Origin of the sequence: Rheinheimera sp. KL1 (assembly GCF_001275035.1) — a bacterium.
GTDB lineage: Bacteria > Pseudomonadota > Gammaproteobacteria > Enterobacterales > Alteromonadaceae > Pararheinheimera > Pararheinheimera tangshanensis.
In genome coordinates, this window is record NZ_LAMX01000019.1 from 24756 (window position 1) to 44821 (window position 20066).

Genomic DNA, 20066 nt, shown 5'->3' on the forward strand with positions numbered 1-20066 from the left:
AAGAAAGCTCTGGTTTGTCTGACGTGCGTTGGGATAGCATAAAACATCATTTTTACAGACAAGGATAAAATTATGGAATTGCTCGTAAATCTGCTGGTTCTGCTGGTGGCATTGCTGCATCTGTATTTTCTGGTGCTGGAGATGTTTTTATGGGACAAACCTAAAGGGATGAAAGTGTTTGGCCTGACGCCGGAAAAAGCGGCTGTAACCAAAGTGATGGCAGCCAATCAGGGTTTGTACAATGGGTTTCTCTCAGCTGGTTTGCTGTGGGGGTTGTACCAGGGCAAGGCAGGTGTCGACGTTCAGGTGTTTTTTCTGTTGTGTGTGGTCGTAGCTGGCATCTATGGCGCGATGACGGTAGGTAAAAAAATCCTGTATGTGCAGGCGCTGCCAGCGGCTGTGGCTTTAGTCTTGTTGTATTTAACCTTTATGTAAAAGCCGTTTAGCGTTTAATACAGATAAAAAGTGCATTACCTGAATGCTTGTCCCATGCAGCAATTTTTTCGTAGTTATGCTCAAGAATATGCACTTCAAAATAAGGGCAAAGTAAGAGTTCCAGCTCTGCAAAACTAACCGCAACCATAGGGTGTTGGTCTTGCCAGAGCTGTTTCAAATCTGTCGTAGTTTTTTCGATACTTAAGTTCAGTGTTTGTTTTTCGCCCGTACCGCTGTAATTCCAGCCGGATTCGAATACAAAATGGCTATCGTCAAATACAGCGCTGTGTCGTACATAAGAGTTGTTGTCGATTTTGTCTTTGTCTACCGCATTAAAACAAAATACACCGCCCGGTTTTAGTGCGTTAAACACGCTATCGATACAGGCCTTAAGATTTTTTATGCTGGCGCTGTAGTGAATGGAATACAAAAAACAGGTAATTAAATCAACGGGTTCAGCCAGTGTAAAATTACACATATTTTGCAGCATAAAGCTGGCTTCAGGGCAACGTTGCTGCGCTTTATCCAGCATGGGCTGGTTTAGATCCAGTCCGCTGCTTTGATACCCCGCATCAAGAAAATGCCGGATATGAGGCCCAGTGCCGCAGGCTAAATCCAGATGGGTTCTGCCATCCCCACCAAAAAACTGATGCAACCTGCGCGCACTCTGACTTTGCGCCTGATAGTCAATATCAGCACACATCAGGTCGTAATAACCAGATAAATCTGTGTAAAGCGCGTTGGATGAGTGCATAGCTGGGTTTTAGCTGGTCAAATTTTCGGCCGCGCATCATATATCAGTTTGGTGTTTTTGCGAAGCTCAGAAAAAGTGAAAAGCTGTGCTTCGATGAGCCACAGGACGCTGTTAGGAAAAAAAGCTTGCTTAAAGGGGCCTGATAACGAGATCCTATAGCCGTACCTATAGTGTTAATCAGGTATCAGGCCGAATGTGCGGCAGATACATCAAGGAGATCTCATGTCTAAACCTAAAAGCCGTCGTTTACAGAAAAAGCTCTATTTGGGTGAATTTACTGAATACGGTTTTCAGTTGTCCTGTGACTTAGGACTGGAGTCTGAGCAGGACTTCAGCAAATTGCTGGACCAGTTTATTGCTCTGATTGAAAGTCGTGATCTGGTGATGGCCGGTGGTGGTGACAAAACTCAGTTTGAAGCTTTTATTTGGTCGGCACACCGTTATGGCTCTGCGACACAGGAGGATATCAAGGTGATCAGCGACTGGTTTAAAGCGCTGCCTTCTGTCGCTAAATTGCAGGTCAGTGAGCTGGTCGATGCGAACTACGGTGTAAGTTTCTAAATTAGCAGTTCGCTCTGAAACAGTAAGAACCCGGCTTTGGTCGGGTTTTTTTATGGCATATCCATGTAAGTCTGAGGCTGAGTTGAAGCCCTGAACTGACTGGTGCTGCAGTCACTTTGCTCTTGGCCGTGTTTTCAGTCTGAAGTACGCCTCGTCCACAACATTTTGTGTTCATCCGGCTTAAGTTTGAGTTCATCAACAATTGCTACTTTCTATCAGGACTTGCAGGTTCTGATGAAGGAGATAGACATGAGGCTTAAATCAACAGGTTGTTATTCCTTAATTGCTGCAGCTCTGGCAGTGACCACTGTGATGGCTGTTGCTCCTGCTATGGCTCAAACCGCAGCCAGCTGTAGCGCTTTAAAAGGCTGTGAACAAAAATTTTGTGAAATAGAAACTCAGTTGAGTTTGGCCAGGCAAAGTGGTGACACCAATCAAGTCACTGGTTTGCAAATGGCATTGGACAATGCCAGAACCAGCTGTGATGACAGCCGCCTCAAAGAGGCTTTGAATGCCAAATTAGCTGAAGCCAATCAAAAACTGGTACGTTATCAGGTTGATTTACAGCAGGCTGAGCTGGACGGCCAAAGAGATAAAGTATTGAAATATCGTCAAAAGCTGGAAGAAATCACCAGTGACATTAATAGATTAAAACAGCAGTTGAATCAGTTGGAACAGTTGCCGCAGTGATTGACATAGTCTGAACAAAGCTCTGGCGCTAGTGCGCCTGAGCGTTGTTCAGTGCCGTGATTTTTCCTGTTTGCATATTCAGTATAAAATCGCCATTCGGCTGACCTTGTAAAAAGCCATGGAGGATCTGAAATAAAGCGGCAAACTGATGCTGACTGTACTGTGGCAAAGTCCACTGCGCCCAGTTTGCCTTGTTTTGGTTAGCTGTTGTTTTCGCTTGTTGCAGCTGCGAGGTAAAAAAGCCGTACTGTTTTAACCGTGCTGCGGGGATATCCGGCAAAGCCAGCTCACCGGCGTTTTGTAAACGATAAAAATCCAGCACTAAGTCAAAACCAGTCCATGTTGTCAGGTCGTCCAACTTTATCCCTGCCGCTAATGCCTGCAGCTGGGCTTTTTGTCTGGCTTGTTGCCAGGCCTGGCTTTGCGTGAGTTGCTGCAATAGATCCGGTGAAAATTGCCCCAGTGTGACTTGGCTATCCAGTTGAGACAGTATCAGCATTTGTTCGCCGTTTAATGCCAGCAGAAGCTTGCGTAGTTCATCCGGCCAGTCTTTGGGTAAAAAGCGCAAACGGGTGAGTTCACGCAAATGGCCGTTGGCAAATTCGCGGTAGTTTTTGGCGTGAAGCAAACTGGCATCCCACACAGGCTTTTTGTCTTGTTTGAGTTGCTGCCATTCATGTTGATAATGTGCAAATAACTGATTAAAACCAGGCACATGATCCAGCTTTATGGTTTGCACTTTCACCTGCTGCGCGCTGGTCAGGGTCAGTAACTTATAGGCCGGAACATAAGCGGCTAAAGAAGGGGCCTGGATATTCACCAGACTGGCTCCACTCTCTGACTTCACCACTGCGGTATTGTTTAAATGCATATGGCCGGCTATGTGCAACTGTACGCCCAGGTCGGCTAATTGCTGGCTGATATGCTGCTTAGGGCTGCGTGATAACTGACTGCGCTCTTCACCTAATAAGTTGGCTATATGCTGCGTTTGTCCCTGATAAAACTCAATCATAGGGTAATGGCTGAAGGTAATGAGTGTTTTACCCTGAGCTTTAGCGCGCGCAGCCACCTGTTTTACCCAGGCCATCACTTGTGGTTTGTAATCAAACATGGCGTTGTAACCGGCATTGCCAGAGCCTTCAAAGGCCGTCGCTTCATTGCCTTTGCCCTGATAACCAGCTTTAGGTTTATAGACATTGGCATCTATCGCCAATAACCACAGATCGTTGACAGGCTCCACCAGATAACTGGCGTCTGGAATTAAATGGCAGTTGCTATAGCCTGACTTTTTATAACGTCCACCTGCGCCTTGCTGACAAATTTCAAACTGGCGTTTGCCGAAATCAGACTGAGCTAAAGCGTTTTCGTAGCTATAGTTGGCTGAAGAATAAGAGCTGTAGGGGGTTTCCCAATACAGATCTTCTGCTTTGGGGTAAAAACCAAAGTCAGCAAGTTCAGTGGTGAGTTCGCTATAGCCCAGTTCTTTCACTTCTTCAGTGCAAATGACTGCGCTGGTTTTGCTGGTGCAAGGTTCAGAACCTGGGCTAAAAATAGCTAAAGGCCGGTTGTCTTGGCCTAAATAATCGGCTTTACCTGCAGGCTGGGCAAAAGGCCGCACTGGATCGTGATTGCCCAATGTCATTAAAAACTTCAGACCATGGGCCTTATTGTAGTGCTGCAGCATGCGTTTTAAACCGCGGATATGCAGGCTCTGACCGTCGTCACTGAAATCACCGGGCAGTACCACAAGTTTAACGTTACGGCGCACTACATCATCCAAAGCGGCCTTTAAGGCAAAGTAGTTTTCATTAAAAAGCCGGGTGGATTGCAGCTGAGCGGTCATAGTGCGGATGGTTGCGGCTTTGTGTGTACCTGGAATTCCTTTAAAACTGCCGTCGTTAAATTCGGCATACACATCATGAAAATGAATATCAGGTAAAAAGGCAATTTGTGTCGGGGCACTTTGTTCTGCTGCCACTATAGGTAAATAAAACAGAGCCAATACAAAGCAGAGCAGGGCTATTTTCATCAGTGATGTTTTCCTTCGACGACGAATAAAAAAGGCCACAGAGTGGTTGTGGCCTTTGTAATTTTATTGTTTATACCCAAACTGCTGCAGCATTAGAAATCTGCACGCAGACCTAAGCTTACACGTCGACCTGAGAGCTCGTACATCACAGGGAATGCCGGATTCATGGTGTAACCTGTAGTTTCTTCATCTGTCATATTGATGCCTTTTAAGCTCAGTTTGACGTTGTCTGTCAGCTGGTAACCTAAAGCTATATCCGTCTGACCGTAAGCGTCACGGTATACCGGGTACATGTTCAGGTGAATGTACTCGACGTACTTGTCTTTGTAGTTGTATGAAATCCGCGCATCAAACACGTCGTTTTCATAATAAGCGGTAAAGTTGTAAGTTTTATCTGCTAAACCTTCGGGTGGGGTTGGGATATCTAAATCCGAAGCGCCCGTTAAACTGTTGTCCAGCATGGTGTAGTTAGCGTTGATACCAAAGCCATCCAGAGACTCGCTCAGCATAGTCAGAGGTAACTGGGCTATTAATTCCAGACCAGTGACCTTGTAAGAACCTTCGGCATTCACAGGTTGGAACACTTCAAAATCGTAATAACCGTCCAGTGAACCGTCTGCATTACGCTTTTCCACATCTTCTACCAGACCGGTCAGCTCTTCACGCACTACACCTTCGATATCTTTCCAAAAGTATGATGCAGCCAGGATACCGCCATTTTCCATATACCATTCAACGCCAGTTCCCACTGTTTAGCTTTGGTTGGTTTCAGGCCTGGGTTACCGTCTTTAAAACGAAATTCGCTCCAGCTTACCGTGCGTTTGTAAGCGATATCGCCTAAAGCTGGACGCATCAGAGTTTCTGATGCAGCGGTTCGCCAAATCACGTCTTCAGCCACTTCTACGGTCAGGTTCAAGCTTGGTAAGAGGTCGTTGTAGCTGCCGTCTGCAGACACAGGATCCTTGGTGTAGCCTGTAGTGCCGTCCTCGTTTTGGATTGGATGGTAACCGAAGGAAGTGACGTCAGTGTCCACAGCGCGCACACCAGCATTTAACTTGCTTGCTAAGCCGCCAATTTCAAAGTCAAAGTTGCTCATGGCATATAAAGCAGTGACTTCTTCATCAACACGGTAGTACTGGTTCACCTGAAATGGCGTGTAGAAACCGTCATAACGGAAAGTGCTGCGGGCATAGTCGTTTGAAACCTGCATCCAATTCAGATCTTTCGGTTGGTAAGCGCCGCCTGAGGCGATATCTGTCACATAACCCAGCTCACTGTCTTTTAGCGTGCGTTTGTTCACGTATGAACTGTCACCGGCAGAAGGCCCCTGTATTTTTATTTCGCCATAGTTACGATCTTTTGATTTGTCGGTATAACGCACACCAAACTGCACACTGCTCAGTGCGGGTAACATGGACCAATCCAACTCTTTTTTGAAGTCGAGCTGAGCGGCGTACTTGTCGTCTTGCACTTCTTCTAATGTGGTTTCATAGGCTTCAAACAGGTATTTGTCGGCCGCGTTGTACATGTCGATACTATTTGGGTTGGCGCTCTTGATGGTTTCACCACCATTGGCAGTCCAACGGGTACGGGATGGCGCATAAGCTACATGTTTCAGGTTCGCGTAGTCAGCTGTTTTTTCGGCACCTGAAAAACCTGCCAGTGCATTGATTTCCCAGCCATTCAGATCCCAATCCATAGTAAGGCTGTACTGAGTGAAGTCGGTTTCGTTAATCCGTTCTTTGCTTAAAAACTCATGCTGAGTGGCCGTGTATGACACGTCAGTCAGCACCACCATGCCGTATTCCGCCAGTGTGGTATCGTCGTAGGCATGAATAGTTTCTAAGGTACTGCGGCTTGAGGCTGAGTAAGCGGCTGCATCGTATTCATCTTCGGTGTTGTCATACCCACCTAACATTGCATCAAAGGTCAGGCTGAAATCTGAGCTCGGTTTGTATTGAACAGAGGCTGTGCTGCCCCATTTGTCTTGCTCGCTTTGGAAAACACGGTCACCCACTTTATCCTGAAAAATAATACGGCTGGTTTCGTCTTTGTCTTTAAAATCACTGACTATTACGCCTGCATCACGTTGCAATACAGCGGCAGCTTGTGTCGAGCGAGGAGCTGATGCTTCCAGAAAACGACCCATAGGGCGGAAGTTGATGCCCGAGTTTGAGTCTGTTCTGTTGCTGCGCTCAGCCTTAGAAAAAGACACTAAAGCCCCCCAGTCACCCCAGGTATCGCTGGCGAGGAAAGAGAATTTAGGGTCGGTTTTTTCTGAAATCGAGTTATGAGCACCTTCAGCGGACAGCACAAATTGGGCGTCACTGTAGTCGAAAGGTTTAGCTGTGCCAATTTGCACAGAACCTGCGATACCACCTTCTTCATCAGCTGCCGTAGGAGATTTTTGTACTGTCACGCTCTGGATAATTTCAGAGGCAAAAATATCGAATTCCACATCACGGCCACCACTGCCTGAAGCTGTGGCTAAGTTATTAATAGATACATGAGTAAAATCAGATGGCAAACTGCGTACGTTGACTTTGCTACCCAGGCCTTTGTTACGCTCGATAGTCACACCAGGCATACGTTGCAAAGCTTCAGCCAGGTTTTGTTCAGGAAAGTCAGCAATATCAGTAGCAACTATAGAATCAGAGAAACCTATGTTGTCTTTTTTCATGTCAACGGCTTGCTCCAGACTTTTGCTGTAGGTCCCTTTGACTGCGATGACTTCGACTTTTTGTTCTGTCTGTTTGTCTTGTGCATATGCAGGCAAACTGATCGCTGACCCCAGTACCAACTGGCTGATGGCCAGACTTAAGGCTGTGCGTTTTGATACAAGATGATGACGGTGTTGCTTCTGACTTTTCATTCCCAAACCCTTAGCTGATGTTATTTTTTCACTACAGTATTTCAAAGCTGAAGTACTGCAGTTGTACTCAACGACGGGCGAGGTTACAGAGCAACTATGATGCTTTTATTTCAGTGATTTATATCAAATGTTACTTTTTTGAAAGCTTAGTGAAACAAAAAAGCAGCATGATTTCAGGCGACTAAAAGTCTGAATGTAACCGTTTTCATTTTTATGTTAATGTCCTAGCGTTGTAATTATTTTAAAATCAGTAACTTAATCTTATTTTGGCGCTATCTTTTCCTCTACTGCGAGAGGACGAGGTTTTGATGAACTTTTTGAACTGAAGCACGAGATAAGCATGTCTTCTTTTTTATGAAAGACGATAAGTAGCGGTATTTTTGCGATTAATTTTGCAACTTTATGTGGAACGCTCGTCGCCATGGCAGGCTGCGAGCAAGTCGATAAAAGCTTGTCTCCAGCTTTGCTGATGCGGGCAGTGTATGAATTTAGATAAAGGTTTTATCCATGAATCATAAGATCCGAAATATTCAGAAAACCCTGTTGTCTGACAACTGGTATACCCTGAATAAATTTAGCTTTGAATATCAAAACCAGCATGGGCAGTGGCAACTGCAGCACCGTGAAGCCTATGACCGTGGCAATGGCGCTACTATTTTGTTGTACAACAAAGCCAAAGGCACAGTGATCCTGACACGTCAGTTTCGGATGCCTACTTATATCAACGGTAATCCGGATGGTTTGTTGATTGAAACCTGTGCCGGTTTGCTTGAGCAGGATAATCCGGAAGACTGCATTAGACGTGAGGCCGAAGAAGAAACCGGTTATAAAGTCGATCAAGTACAAAAGCTGTTTGAAGCTTATATGTCGCCTGGTTCAGTCACCGAAATCATTCATTTTTTTGCCGCTGAATATGCGCAGGATATGCAGGTCTCGGCAGGCGGCGGTTTGGCGCATGAGCAGGAAAATATCGAAGTACTGGAGCTGGATTTTGAACGGGCTTATTCGATGATTCAATCCGGTGAAATTAAAGATGGCAAAACTATTATGCTGCTGCAGTACGCCAAAATTAATAGCTTATTCGATAGCAAGTGATGGTGCAGGAGCATAGTCCGGAGCGTGCTGTGCTGCGCGCTACTTTTGCTTACAATTAGACACAGCGATAACAGCCAGGATCAGTCAGACTCAACTGAGTTCTTGGTTGGTAAACAGATGCATGGACTGAGTTGGAGTAAAGGAATGACAGAAAAACAGTTTCAATCACATCGTTGGGTTTTCATTGCAGTCAGCACTTTATATATCTGGGCTTTGTTGGCTTATGAACACCTTAATGGTGGAGTGGTGAGTCATCATTTATTGCAAAGAGAAGACTTACCTGCGATATCAAACTGGTGGGGAGCTCTGGTATTGCCTGTGCTGAGCTGGTTTTTAACAGGTCGTATCTATAAGCGGGTAGTGATAGCTTATCCTTTTACTGTGCTGGCTGGTTTTATAGGTGCTCTGCTGTTTGGCGTTTTGCTTTCGGTATTATTTTTGTATCAACAGCAACTATTGCCTGCGTTGATGCTGAGTTTGCCTTTACTGGCGCTGCTGTTTCCGCTGTATAGGGCTGAGTGTTTATTAGGTTTTGTGCTTGGCATGTGTTTCACTTTTGGGGTGTTGATTCCGACCGGCGTTGGTACTCTGGTGGTCTTGATGTCTTTTATTTTGCATAAAACTCTGCGGCCTTTGTTGGCCTATGCTTTTGGTTTTTTGACGAGGTCGCGCCGTTCAAACTAACTTTTGTCGCAGCATGCATGTGATCTGCTGTATTTCAGGCTTCATCGACTTGTAATTTGTTGTAAGTTTTTCTTTATAAACTAGTTTTAGTTCAACTTTATAATTACAACTACAAGGTGCGACCAATGAAAACTATAGTCACTGCAGTTTTACTGACTGTTATTGCCATAACTCCGACTTTTGCTGCCGAATTTAGCCAAGGCCGACAATTGAGCTCTGCAGATGATTTTGCTGTGCTTGCGCCCAGAGACAGGGTGGCGATAGAAAATCGTATTCTGACAGAGCGGCTGGATGCGTTATTGCCTGAGCTGATGGCTGAAACCAAGCTGGATATGTGGCTGGTGATTAACCGGGAGTATGCTGAAGACCCTGTGTATTTTACACTGGTGCCACAACCTACTTTTGCCGCCCGCCGCACCACAATGCTGGTGTTTTCCCGCAAGCCAGATGGCTCGGTTGAGCGTTTATCGGTCAATAGATATCCTTTTGGTGCACCTTATACTGCGGCCTGGTCGGGTGGTGATCTGACGGAGCAGTGGCAGGCTTTGGCTAAGGTAATTACAGAACGTGATCCACAGCGTATTGGTATTAACGTCTCGGCAGATTGGCCAGTGGCTGACGGTCTGACCAAAGGGCTACACCAGTTACTGCTTGATGTGTTGCCGAAACACTATGCCAGCCGTTTGGTTAGTGCAGAATCTTTGGTGGTGCGTTGGATGGAACAGCGTACTGAGTCTGAACTGGATATTTATCCACATATTGTCAGTCTGGCCCGCGCTGTGATTGCCGAAGCTTTTAGCGCAAAAGTGATCACACCCGGAGTGACCACAACAGAAGATGTGGCCTGGTATATCCGCCAGCGTTATGAAGCTTTAGGTTTGCCAGTCTGGTTTATGCCCGATGTCAATCTGCAACGACCAGGCTTGCCGTGTGAAGCACAGGCTGCCTCCTGCGCAAATCAAGGCGTGATCCAACGTGGTGATGTGTTACATACAGATTTAGGAATTTGTTATCTGAAGCTTTGTACTGATACTCAGGAAATGGGCTACGTGCTAAAGGTGAATGAGCAGGAGGTACCTGCTGGCCTTCAAAAAGCATTGGCGACAGGCAATCAATGGCAGGATAGTTTAACCCGTCAGTTTAAAACTGGCCGCACAGGTAATGAAGTACTGGCTAATACCATCAAGGAAAGCAAAAAGCAGGGCATCATCAGCAGTACTTATACTCATCCTTTAGGTTTTGTTGGCCATGCGCCGGGGCCAACTATTGGTATGTGGGACAATCAGGGGCCTGATTTACAGCACGGCCAATGGCCATTGTATGCCAACACCGCTTATGCCATTGAAGGCAATATCAAACAACAAGTACCGGAATGGGGTGGGCACTATGTACAGATTAAGCAGGAGCAAAGTGCTTATTTTGATGGCAAAGAGGTCATTTATCTGGCAGGACGCCAGACTCAATGGCATCTGGTGCGCTAAAGTCTGGTTCTATCGACTATCCGCTAATGTCCAATGGCATAGCTGCATGTTAATGTGAGATGACTCATAAAAAAGCGCCGCATCGACGGCGCTGAAAAAGCCTGTAAGAAACAAGGAATCTAGCCCTATGCTTATCTTTTTTGTCAGTGTTGCGATACTTATTCTCGGTTATAAATTCTATAGCCCTTTTGTTGAAAAACAGGCGGGTATCGATCCTAAAGCCATCACACCGCAGGAGCGTTTTAACGAAGGTGTGGATTATGTGGCGATAAGCCCGGTAAAAGCTTTTTTAATCCAGTTTTTAAACGTGGCAGGGGTAGGGCCTATTTTTGGACCTATCCTGGGTGCTGTGTATGGCCCTGTGGCTTTGGTCTGGATTGTTATAGGCAATATTATTGGCGGTGCTGTACACGACTATTTCTCTGGCGTGATGAGCATCAAAGAGGATGGTAAAAGTTTACCTGAAATAGCAGGCAACTATTACAACATTGTGTTTAAAGGCTTTATGTTGGTGTTTACCGCCATGTTGCTGTTTTTTGTTGGCGTGGTGTTTATTATGAGCCGGCCGGGCTGTTAAGTAACTTGTCTTACTTTGAGGGCACTTTTTTAGCGGGTAATACCTTTTGGGTCTTGGTGATTTTAGCCTATTACTTCCTCGCTACTTTACTGCCTATCGACAAAATTATTACTAAGCTGTACCCGGCTTTTGGCATGTTGATGATAGTGATGACCACCTTAATCGCCGGCGCTATATTGCTTGAAGCTCCACACTTACCACAAGTTGCTGATGTTTTTGCTTATTTTGATGGTCATCATGAGCATGATTTTTTAACGCCAAACCCTGATGGGGCTCCAATCTGGCCTTTACTGTTTTTAACTATCACCTGTGGCGCTATCAGCGGTTTTCACTCTACTCAGGCACCTATTATTGCCCGTTGTTTAACCAATGAAAAATACGTGCGTCCAGTCTATTACGGCGCTATGGTCTGTGAGGGCATAGTCGCTTGTGTTTGGGCTTTGGCTGGTATTGCCGCTTTTCCTGGTGGTTATGTCGAGTTAAAAGCCATGTTGGCTCAAGGCGGTCCGGGTTTAGTGGTCAATCATATAGCAACCAGCTATCTAGGCGTGTTTGGTGGCGTAATGGCGATACTGGCGGTTGCTGTATTCCCTATTACTTCAGGCGATACCGCCTTCCGCTCATTACGTTTAACTATAGTGGATGCGTTTAACATTCCACAAAGTCTGCGTAACAGACTGTTATTGTCAGTGCCCATCCTGACTATTGCTTATCTGATGACCTTACTGGATTTCTCGCTGATTTGGCGTTATTTCGCCTTCTCTAATATGCTGTTATCCACCAGTGTGTTATGGCTGGCGACTAAGTACTTATTTGACCGTGGTACTTTCCACTGGATTGTCAGTATCCCTGCCGTTATAGGCACCAGTATGACGGTGGCTTACATCGCCACTGCTGGCATAGGTTTGAACTTACCTATGGACTACAGCAAACCTATAGGTGTGCTGGTGGCTGTGGTGGGTTTAATTGGCCTGGTGGTTGCTCATAATAAACGCACTGTGCCGGCGGTTTAAGCTGCTCTTCGTCAGATAAAGCAACAGCGGGCTTATGCCCGCTGTTGCTTTTCAGGTCATTGTTCTTCTGTTAATACGTCTACCGCAGTTTGGGCCAAGTCTTGCCAGATTGGGCTTTTCCATTCCAGCAAGTAACGACCAAATTGTCGCCTTGTTGATAGTATGGGGAATTTATCAGTCAGAGGTTCATCCAGCATGGCTTTGCAGTAGCGCCTGATTGTCTGCTGCAGTGCTTTTGGATCGGCTTTCTCCGGATGATAAACCGCATTCAGTAAGGTCAGCTCAGCTAAAGTTGCCAGCACATAAACCTTGTCTTTGCCTGAGTTCAGATTCAGTTTCCAGCTCGTCATTTCAAGCGCTGCTGACCAGATAGCACCGTAGTGTTCCGACAACTTTTGTAAACCTGCTGCATCGTCTGTTCTGTTGCGAATAGCTATGATGGAAAGGTATTGCGTCAATAACCAGTGATTGGCCTGATCGATGGTCCAGGCGGCCTGATAAAACTCAAAGCAGCATTTGTAAGCCTGATCCGCTTCTTTTTCTGCACCTATTAAATCCAGCGCTATACCAATACGTTTTTCGCTGGCAGCACTCAGACCTAAGCGCATCGACCATTCTTCTTTGGTTAAATGATCATGAGGCTCGTCGCGCCACTCTTTCAGCTCTTGCCGTATCGCTTCGGATAAAGCTGTCAGTTCTTCATGCACATCAGTTTGCTGATCGGATGTGGTCACTCCTTGAGTGATGGTTTTCACCAGCTCATCAATGCGGTCAAACTTCACTTCAATTTTGCGCTGGGTTTGTGTGGCATGGAACTGCTGCACCTGCACAGCAAAGTCTGATGGAATAGTAGCGTAAGCCACTATGCTGGCCCAGTCGTGGGTTTCTGGTGCGTCAGTACGTAAACGCTGACGTAATTCATGTAATACCCAACGCGGGTCGTCACCTTTGAGTAATCCGCTGTACAACACTTTAGCGGCTATAGCCGAGGCTTTCATCCAGAGTGGAAACTGTGAGGCAATGACCCATGGAATACCTGAGCTATTGAGTTCATGCGCTATGCTACCACCTGGTGTTAGTACCGAGTTGATATTGCCTGAATCACAAGTCGCTAAGCTAACTACAGTTGGACGGCAGTGCGTGGTGCCTAACGCATCATTCGCAGTCAGTGCGACCGCCAGTCGTTCACCGTCGACCACGTCAATTTGATCAGGGCCTGCCTCGCTGCACAAAGCGACACCATAATGCTCATCACCGGATTCCTGATAAGGCGCGCCATGCGCCAGAATATGCACATGAGTAAACTCTTGCGTGGCACAAAGTGCGCGTAATTGCTCAAGCGTCGCTTGTGGTAAGACCGTCAGCAGCTTTTTCACTTCACTGACGCGCTGTTCCGGGCTGTCTTTTAATTTGACCCAGGGTTCTATCGCCTCACGCAGCGCTTGTAAATGGGATTGGGATGGCACATAACTGCCCGCTGGTGCTGCAAAAGCAAACAGAATTTTGGGGGTTCTGGCCCAGTTCATCGGCAAAGGACGACCACGGCGTACTTCGCGGGTGACAGATACCGGTGTACGCATTTGCAGAAACAGCGGGGCACCCGTGCCAGGGAAACCATCTGCTGCTATGGCCGCTTCAAAAGGCAATAAACCCAGCTCAAAAGCCGACATCGATAAACTTAAATGCACCAGACTACTTTTGTCTGCTGCGGCCGCGCCCAGTTCGGAAATCAATGCTGGTACTTGTGCAAAAATACGTCCCAGACTTTCGCCTATATCCCGAAGCTCAGCCTGGCGCTGAGCGTCGGTGGCTGGGTCTTTATCCAGAGGGTACTTCAATCGCTTTAACCGCATCAGCAACTGGCGGTGTTCATAAGGGATATTGATGGTGACAGGGCCGTCTGAACCACAAAGCGCAATATAGTTGGTTAAGGGCGACAACAACTGGTTGTGAGTAGGGCCTGCTCTTAACAGTTCGAGCTTGACGCTGCGAATTTCGGTGCTTTGCGCTTTCATGTTAAGACCTCTCAAATTGCTTGATAATTTGCGGCTCGCCTGTGCCATCACCCAGCACATGAGTCAGGCTGCCGATGGCGCCTGTGGCAGTTTTTTTAATAGAAACGGCGCTGGTTTGATTCATCACAAAAGGCTGGCCACCAAAACTGGCATTGTCGATGCTTTCCATTTTGCCGTCGATTAAGATTTTATAGACGGGCTGAAAAGAGGCCTGATCTTTAAGCATCTCCGGCGTAAAACTCAGCAGGCGGATCCAGGTGCCGCAGTTAAAGTAATAACGACCTGACCCCATATCGATGGCGCGCTCCAGATGGGTGTGGCCTGTAATAATAAAGTCGATGCCATTACCAACTGCAGCTGTGACCTCTTTGTAAGTGTCATCTTTGTCATTGATATCAAAGGTCTTATCGCCTGACAACCAGTCTTTCATCGCGCGGCGTAAGGCTTCATCTTTGGGAATGTTGCGGATCCAGCCGGTTAAACGGTCAAAAATCAGCTGGCCAGTGCCCAGTTGTCCATCCTGTTCATGGAGTTGCGCATTTGGCGTACCAAGGTTTTGTTCGGCTTGCAGTAGCATGGCATCCACCGCCTGACTGTCAGCACTGGCGTAGGTTCTCATACCTTGTGTCAGGTTGCTGCCAAGCACTTGTGTCAGTGGAGGTGGGGTTGCATTTTGTTCTGCATGCGTCTGAAAGCCATCCATCGATAAGCGTTGATTGACTTGTGCGCCGTCTACTGTTTTTCGTCCTACGATCGACAATAAATCGCCGATTTTCTTCGCCTGCGACGGATCCAGCACCACCAAGGTGCCGACAGCGGCCTGAGTTTCAGGTTTGAGCAGGTCAATCCATTTGTATTTCTCTTTCACCTGATTCATCACCTCTTTCACCATGCGGGTACCGGCATTAGGAGTCCATTCCTGCTGGGTTAAAGTGCGGCCCGCATTGAGGCGTCGGCCCACTTTGGCTAAGTCTTCGTATCTGTTGAAATTCCAGGGGTCGACTTCATTACCATGGGTGCAGTAAACCCTAGCGCCACCCACAGTGCAGCTAAAACCAGCCCCTATAGTGGAAAACTCGATACGGGCGCGTTTTTGCGGATTATCGCTTGCCAGACGCTGCTGGATCAGGCGCTGTACTACAGGAAAGGAGATTTCCACATCGTGATTGCCGATAATAAACACCAGGGTGCGGCGTTCCAGCGCGACAAAAGCCGCCAGTGCCGCCCAAATGCCAGAGAAGGATGGATTGGCCATAATACTACTGACCACTTCAACGGCTCTGTCGACCATAATGTAGTCAGAGGATTTTTCAGCCAGAGTGTCAAACACGTCGCCATTGAGCACCAAAGCGACCTGACCTGCAGGGTTTTGTGTACCGACCCACTGAATATAACCAGCCAGTCGTTTGGTTTCACGCAGCACCTGAAAACTGGGCTCAGCGCCGCCCATATGAATATCGGAAATGACATGTACTTCATCATAAGCAGGAAAATTGCTCATTGCGGTTAACCTCGTAGAGACTGACAGAGCAGCAGTAGCGCTCTGTCTTTGGAAAAATTTGCGAATGAAAGACCACAGCCATTCGCTCATCTGCTAAGCCTTATTACAGATCAGCGCTGGGGGCTATACCGGTAATACCCTCGGCCACCCGTTCAGATACAGCGCTGATGGTCGCTATAGGGTTGGCGCCCACAGCTGTAGGCAACAAGGAACCGTCTGCGACATATAAGCCTGTGTAACCAAAGACCTGACCAAAAGTTGCCAGTTCTGCACTGGTCACCCCTTGTTCCGGGCTGTCGGCTAAACGGCAACCGCCCAGCGAATGCACTGTGACATTACGCCGCATAGGCCAGAGCCAATTTGGCATAGGAATAAAAGCTTTGCCTCCGCACCAGGTTTTGAATCGCTCGCCTGTGGAGAGAATGGCGTTGTACAGGGACATACTGTTTTTGTAAGGCCATTTCAGATGCAGGTAGCCGTCTTTATTTAGCGACATCACACCGTCGCCTTTATCCAGCCCCATACAAAGCAAGACGCTGGTGGTGTAGGACAAGTCGTTTTTCAGTAATGAACTTACGGCATAACCTAAATGGCCTGTGCTGATTCCATGCACAAAGCGGGTAAAAGCCAATCTGATGGTGCGAACCAAAGCCTGTAGCTTGGAGGCGCCGGGTTTGACGCCTTCGGTGTACCAGGCGGCAAAGTTCGGATAGCTGGCATCTTCCAGAATAAAAGCTTTATCACGGTCGAAGTTTTTAAACAGGTTGTAGTCTGTGCCCTGAGTGATCACCGGGCCATAGTTAGGGTCTGCCGGTTTGTCGCCATCAATCACAAAAGATAAAAAGTCGCCGTTGCCTGAAAAGTGCCGGCCTAATTGCTGGCTGATATTAGGTAAAGTTTTATGCAGGTCGCGACAACGCATCAACAGCTCATTGGTGCCTAAAGTACCAGCTGAAACCACTACACGACGGGTCAGGGCACTGCATTCTTTGTGCGCATCTTTTAAATCCTGCCAGTAGACCCGATAACCAAATTCGCCGTTCATGGCTGGATTATCCTGGCCTGATGCGTCTATAGGCACTATTTTTTGCGCCAGTACCTGAGTCTGAATATGGGCTTGATATTTGTGCTCTGCTACATAGAGGTAATTAAGATCCAGCGTGTTTTTTGAATGGGTATTGCAGCCAACATCACATTCAGCGCAATAGACACAAGACGTTTGCACAGCGCCATAGCGATTTTTTTCCTGCACCCCTATAGGCGTTGGCTTGTCAAAGTCGTTGCCAAAAAATACATTGATATCCAACAGCTGAGATTCATGGCCATCGGCTTTGGCGAAGTTTTGAAATAAACCGGTGCGGATAATTTTGCGTCTCGGATCATCATTTTGTGGAATGGGCCGTGCGCCCAGTACTTGTTTGGCAACAGCATAATAGGGTTGCAGCACGTCTTTTTTTGCATTCGCAGGCCAGTTATGGTCAAACACTTCATCCGGTGGTTGTAAAAACACATTGGCGTAAATTAACGAGCCACCACCTAAGCCTGCGCTTATCACCGCATCCATATGATCAAAATTACGGATATCAAATAAGCCGTGGCTTTCTTCACCTTGCAGTTTTTCTGGCATATCACGTTTTTCTTGCGGCAGGTTCCAGAAGTTGCGCGCCATATCGTGCGGTGAGCGGGCAAAAGAGCCCATAGGGTATCTTTTACCTCGTTCCAGTAATAACACTTTGCCTGGCCATTTTTTTGACAGGCGGCAAGTGTTAATGGAACCACCAAAACCACTGCCAATTACTATGGCTTCATAGTCATATTGAATATCCATCTTGTTGCGTCCTTTAAGCCAGCTCTGCTTCTGGCCTTTTTCGTTTTATGTTGTTACTGCTGTTCGTTTTTAACTGTATGGCTGACATAAGTTGCCCATAACTGACGGGCAAAAAAGCCAGTAAAGGCATTGATGGTTTTCACCTTGGAGCTAAAACCATCGGCTTTGGTGACTGTGACTGTGGACAGCAGTTTCAGTAAATCCACAGCACCAAGGCTTAAGGTGCCAGCTCCTATCACAGGGCCTGACTTATCAGAGCCCTGATGCAGCTGGGTATAAAGTGTGGTGGTCTCAGGCCAGAGTTTAAAAATGGAACCTTGCCGCACTTCTTTACGGCCAGCCAGGTAATAGGACTGTCCCTGATGCTGAAAGGCCAGCTCGTACACCATCAGTGTGAGCTTTGGATCCTCTGTGGGTTTAAACAGATTAAAGACACCGCTATGAGCTTCTATTCCCATACCTAAAGGCGGAAAATCTATAGTGCCAATAAGTGTGCCTGTATGCTCTGGATCAACAATAAAGCCGGCCATCTCTGCGATGCCAACAGTGGCGTGCATTGCAAGGACTGTGCCTGCCTGCTGACCTTTATGCAGGCCATCAGTCGGGTCTGTAGCATCCAGGGAAAAGCCACCTTTCATCGTCTCTTTAAATTGAAGACCGGTTATTTCTGCTGTCATTTTTAGGCTCTCTGGCTGTAAGGGGACTCCCGCAGGGGTCATAGTGTCAAAGTAACGAATGGTATCTTTTCGGCCGCATTCAATTAATTCGGCATGACTGATAGCGCCTGTGTATAAAGCTGAATCCAGTGGCAGGGGATGAGCAGGTTTAATCAGATGTAAGGTGATTGGCTTCTGATGGCCATAAGGTTGCTCACCATTTTCAATACGCTGATTCAACTCCTCAATCAGGCGAAGTTCTTTAATCAAGGCGCCGTTGGCACTCATTTCCAGCATTTGCACATAAGCATTCAGCGGGCCGCTGCGATACTCTGGGATATTGCCCATCACCCAGACCAGCCAGAGCTCATTGGCGCCTGCTTTGACGGTATCCAGCAGATTGGTATCCTGAATAAAACCAGAATCCAGATACAAGCTACCGTTGATGTCTACCGGCGGCATAGTGGCTGGCAGCGACATACCGGCAATCAAATGATCTTCCGTCAGCTCGGTATGTTGAGTGACCTGGTTGGTTTTACTGGCGAAATTGCACATATTAAAACTGGCTGTAAGACCAGTGGCAGCGCGGATTTTGTCAAAATTGATACCTAGCTGCGGGTAGACTTTAGTCCGAAAGGCTTTACTGGAACTGGCCGCAACAAAACAAGGGGGCCAGAGGTAATTGCTAAGAGGCATAAAGGAAAAGGTGCTACGCATTTTTAAACTGCGCCAGCGCTCGCAGATTTCAGAGCTGGTTAAACCCGATAACAGCATCGCCAGATTCAGCGAACCACCTGAGGTGCCATCCATATGGGAGAAGGTGAGACCGTGTTTAAACAGCTCATCCATCACACCAGCAGCATAAGACAAACGTAAACCGCCACCGGGTAAAATCAGCGCTCTTTGGATGCCACTTTGCTCTGTTGTTGCGTCGACAGCAGCACCTTGTGGGATATGGGCTTGAATAGTTGGCTGCACCGACATTTACGAATTACCCCCGGAATCCGGTGGAATAGGGGCTGTGGGCGGTGGTAACCAGGCTTCACTTAAGGTCAGGTTGATCACCGATTCAAAACCTTCAGGCACGACTTTGGGCAACTGCTCAAAATCGAGGAACCAGCTTTCGATATGATCGTCCAGCACACCGCCAATAGAGGGTAAAAATATGGTGGCTATGGCTTTGCCGATATTTAATTCTTTTAATGCCTGCAGGCGAGGGTGATCGCCAATGACAAAACGGGCTTTGGCTTTACTGAATAGATTCAACCCTGCTTTGGCGTTGAGGAAAATATCAGATTTCATCAACATGCCGCGAAAAGAACAGTAGTTTGACGCTTTGGTTTTAACAGGGATCCAGGCGCTGGCAGGCTTGTCTATTTCGACATAAGTCACCAGTTTGCCGTCGAGGTCATACTGGCTGCTGACTTTGTCCTCTTTGATTAAAAAGTTCAGGCTGCCCTGATGTTTCGGCATACCCCAAATCCCTTTGCCACCTTTGACCGACACTTCTGAGGACACAGGTAAATCCACCACATACTGGCCGGTTTTAAACCAGTTCATAAAAATGGCGGGCAGGAGCCTGGGGGCAGGTTTTTCGCCATGAGTGCAGCCTATGGCGATGCTGTACTCCACATATTTACCGATAGGAGTTTCGCGATAATCAATGACAGTGACTATCAGTAAAGCTGAGTTCCAGAGCCGCAGCGGATGAATACCTGCGGGTAAAAAGTCTTTGGCTTTTTCTGCATCTATAGGAAAAACCGCCATCAGCGCTGGTGAATTGACCGCTGCCACGGGCAACTTAAATGGAATACCATCGACCAGTGAAAATCTGTTGCTGTAATTTTTTATCCGTTTTGGTAAACCAAACATAAA

The 20066-nt window shown here is 47.1% G+C and carries 15 protein-coding genes and 1 pseudogene; 8 read left to right on the forward strand and 8 right to left on the reverse strand.

The window, feature by feature from the left end; genetic code table 11:
• Positions 1-72 precede the first annotated feature (72 nt).
• Positions 73-435: a DUF1304 domain-containing protein gene (locus WH43_RS09785; protein ID WP_053424431.1), complete on the forward strand. Its 363-nt coding sequence runs from the start codon at positions 73-75 to the stop codon at positions 433-435.
• Positions 436-442: 7 nt separating this feature from the next.
• On the opposite strand, the gene WH43_RS09790 is transcribed toward WH43_RS09785, so the two are convergent.
• On the reverse strand, positions 443-1189 hold the full coding sequence (locus tag WH43_RS09790) for a class I SAM-dependent DNA methyltransferase (RefSeq protein ID WP_053424432.1): 747 nt from the start codon (positions 1187-1189) through the stop codon (positions 443-445).
• 222 nt (positions 1190-1411) lie between these two features.
• On the opposite strand from WH43_RS09790, the gene WH43_RS09795 reads away from it, so the two are divergent.
• Positions 1412-1750: a YggL 50S ribosome-binding family protein gene (locus WH43_RS09795; protein WP_053424433.1), complete on the forward strand. Its 339-nt coding sequence runs from the start codon at positions 1412-1414 to the stop codon at positions 1748-1750.
• Between the two features lie 249 nt (positions 1751-1999).
• On the forward strand, positions 2000-2440 hold the full coding sequence (locus WH43_RS09800) for a DUF1090 domain-containing protein (RefSeq protein ID WP_053424434.1): 441 nt from the start codon (positions 2000-2002) through the stop codon (positions 2438-2440).
• A 28-nt stretch (positions 2441-2468) separates the two neighbouring features.
• Here the strand turns inward: WH43_RS09800 and WH43_RS09805 are convergent, their stop codons facing one another.
• Both WH43_RS09805 and WH43_RS09810 read right to left on the reverse strand, forming a co-directional pair.
• The gene (locus WH43_RS09805) at positions 2469-4469 is read right to left on the reverse strand and encodes a metallophosphoesterase family protein (RefSeq protein WP_053424435.1); all 2001 of its coding nucleotides are present in this window, start codon (positions 4467-4469) and stop codon (positions 2469-2471) included.
• Positions 4470-4561: 92 nt separating this feature from the next.
• Positions 4562-7341, reverse strand: a pseudogene (locus WH43_RS09810) (TonB-dependent receptor).
• Between the two features lie 507 nt (positions 7342-7848).
• On the opposite strand from WH43_RS09810, the gene nudK reads away from it, so the two are divergent.
• The 5 genes from nudK (at position 7849) to WH43_RS09830 (ending at position 12191) form a co-directional block, all read left to right on the forward strand.
• Positions 7849-8436, forward strand: a complete 588-nt coding sequence (gene nudK / locus WH43_RS09815) for a GDP-mannose pyrophosphatase NudK (RefSeq protein ID WP_053424436.1) — start codon at positions 7849-7851, stop codon at positions 8434-8436.
• A gap of 144 nt (positions 8437-8580) precedes the next feature.
• A complete protein-coding gene (locus WH43_RS09820) occupies positions 8581-9120 on the forward strand; it encodes a hypothetical protein (protein WP_053424437.1) in 540 nt (179 codons plus the stop codon).
• A 125-nt stretch (positions 9121-9245) separates the two neighbouring features.
• A complete protein-coding gene (locus WH43_RS09825; protein WP_053424438.1) occupies positions 9246-10601 on the forward strand; it encodes a M24 family metallopeptidase in 1356 nt (451 codons plus the stop codon).
• 127 nt (positions 10602-10728) lie between these two features.
• Entirely contained in the window at positions 10729-11178 is a 450-nt protein-coding gene (locus WH43_RS20630; protein WP_286049642.1) for a carbon starvation CstA family protein, read from the forward strand.
• Between the two features lie 5 nt (positions 11179-11183).
• Complete coding sequence (locus WH43_RS09830) at positions 11184-12191, forward strand: carbon starvation CstA family protein (RefSeq protein WP_286049643.1); 1008 nt, start codon at positions 11184-11186, stop codon at positions 12189-12191.
• A gap of 56 nt (positions 12192-12247) precedes the next feature.
• Here WH43_RS09830 and WH43_RS09835 read toward each other — a convergent pair whose 3' ends face one another.
• The 5 genes from WH43_RS09835 to WH43_RS09855 form a co-directional block, all read right to left on the reverse strand.
• Positions 12248-14206: a CHAT domain-containing protein gene (locus tag WH43_RS09835; protein WP_053424439.1), complete on the reverse strand. Its 1959-nt coding sequence runs from the start codon at positions 14204-14206 to the stop codon at positions 12248-12250.
• A gap of 1 nt (position 14207) precedes the next feature.
• Positions 14208-15707 (reverse strand): metallophosphoesterase, encoded by a 1500-nt coding sequence (locus tag WH43_RS09840; protein ID WP_053424702.1) that lies wholly within the window; start codon positions 15705-15707, stop codon positions 14208-14210.
• A 103-nt stretch (positions 15708-15810) separates the two neighbouring features.
• The gene (locus tag WH43_RS09845; protein ID WP_053424440.1) at positions 15811-17535 is read right to left on the reverse strand and encodes a GMC family oxidoreductase N-terminal domain-containing protein; all 1725 of its coding nucleotides are present in this window, start codon (positions 17533-17535) and stop codon (positions 15811-15813) included.
• Between the two features lie 53 nt (positions 17536-17588).
• Entirely contained in the window at positions 17589-19175 is a 1587-nt protein-coding gene (locus WH43_RS09850) for a patatin-like phospholipase family protein (RefSeq protein WP_053424441.1), read from the reverse strand.
• Positions 19176-20063 (reverse strand): acetoacetate decarboxylase family protein, encoded by an 888-nt coding sequence (locus WH43_RS09855; protein WP_053424442.1) that lies wholly within the window; start codon positions 20061-20063, stop codon positions 19176-19178.
• Positions 20064-20066: the final 3 nt, after the last annotated feature.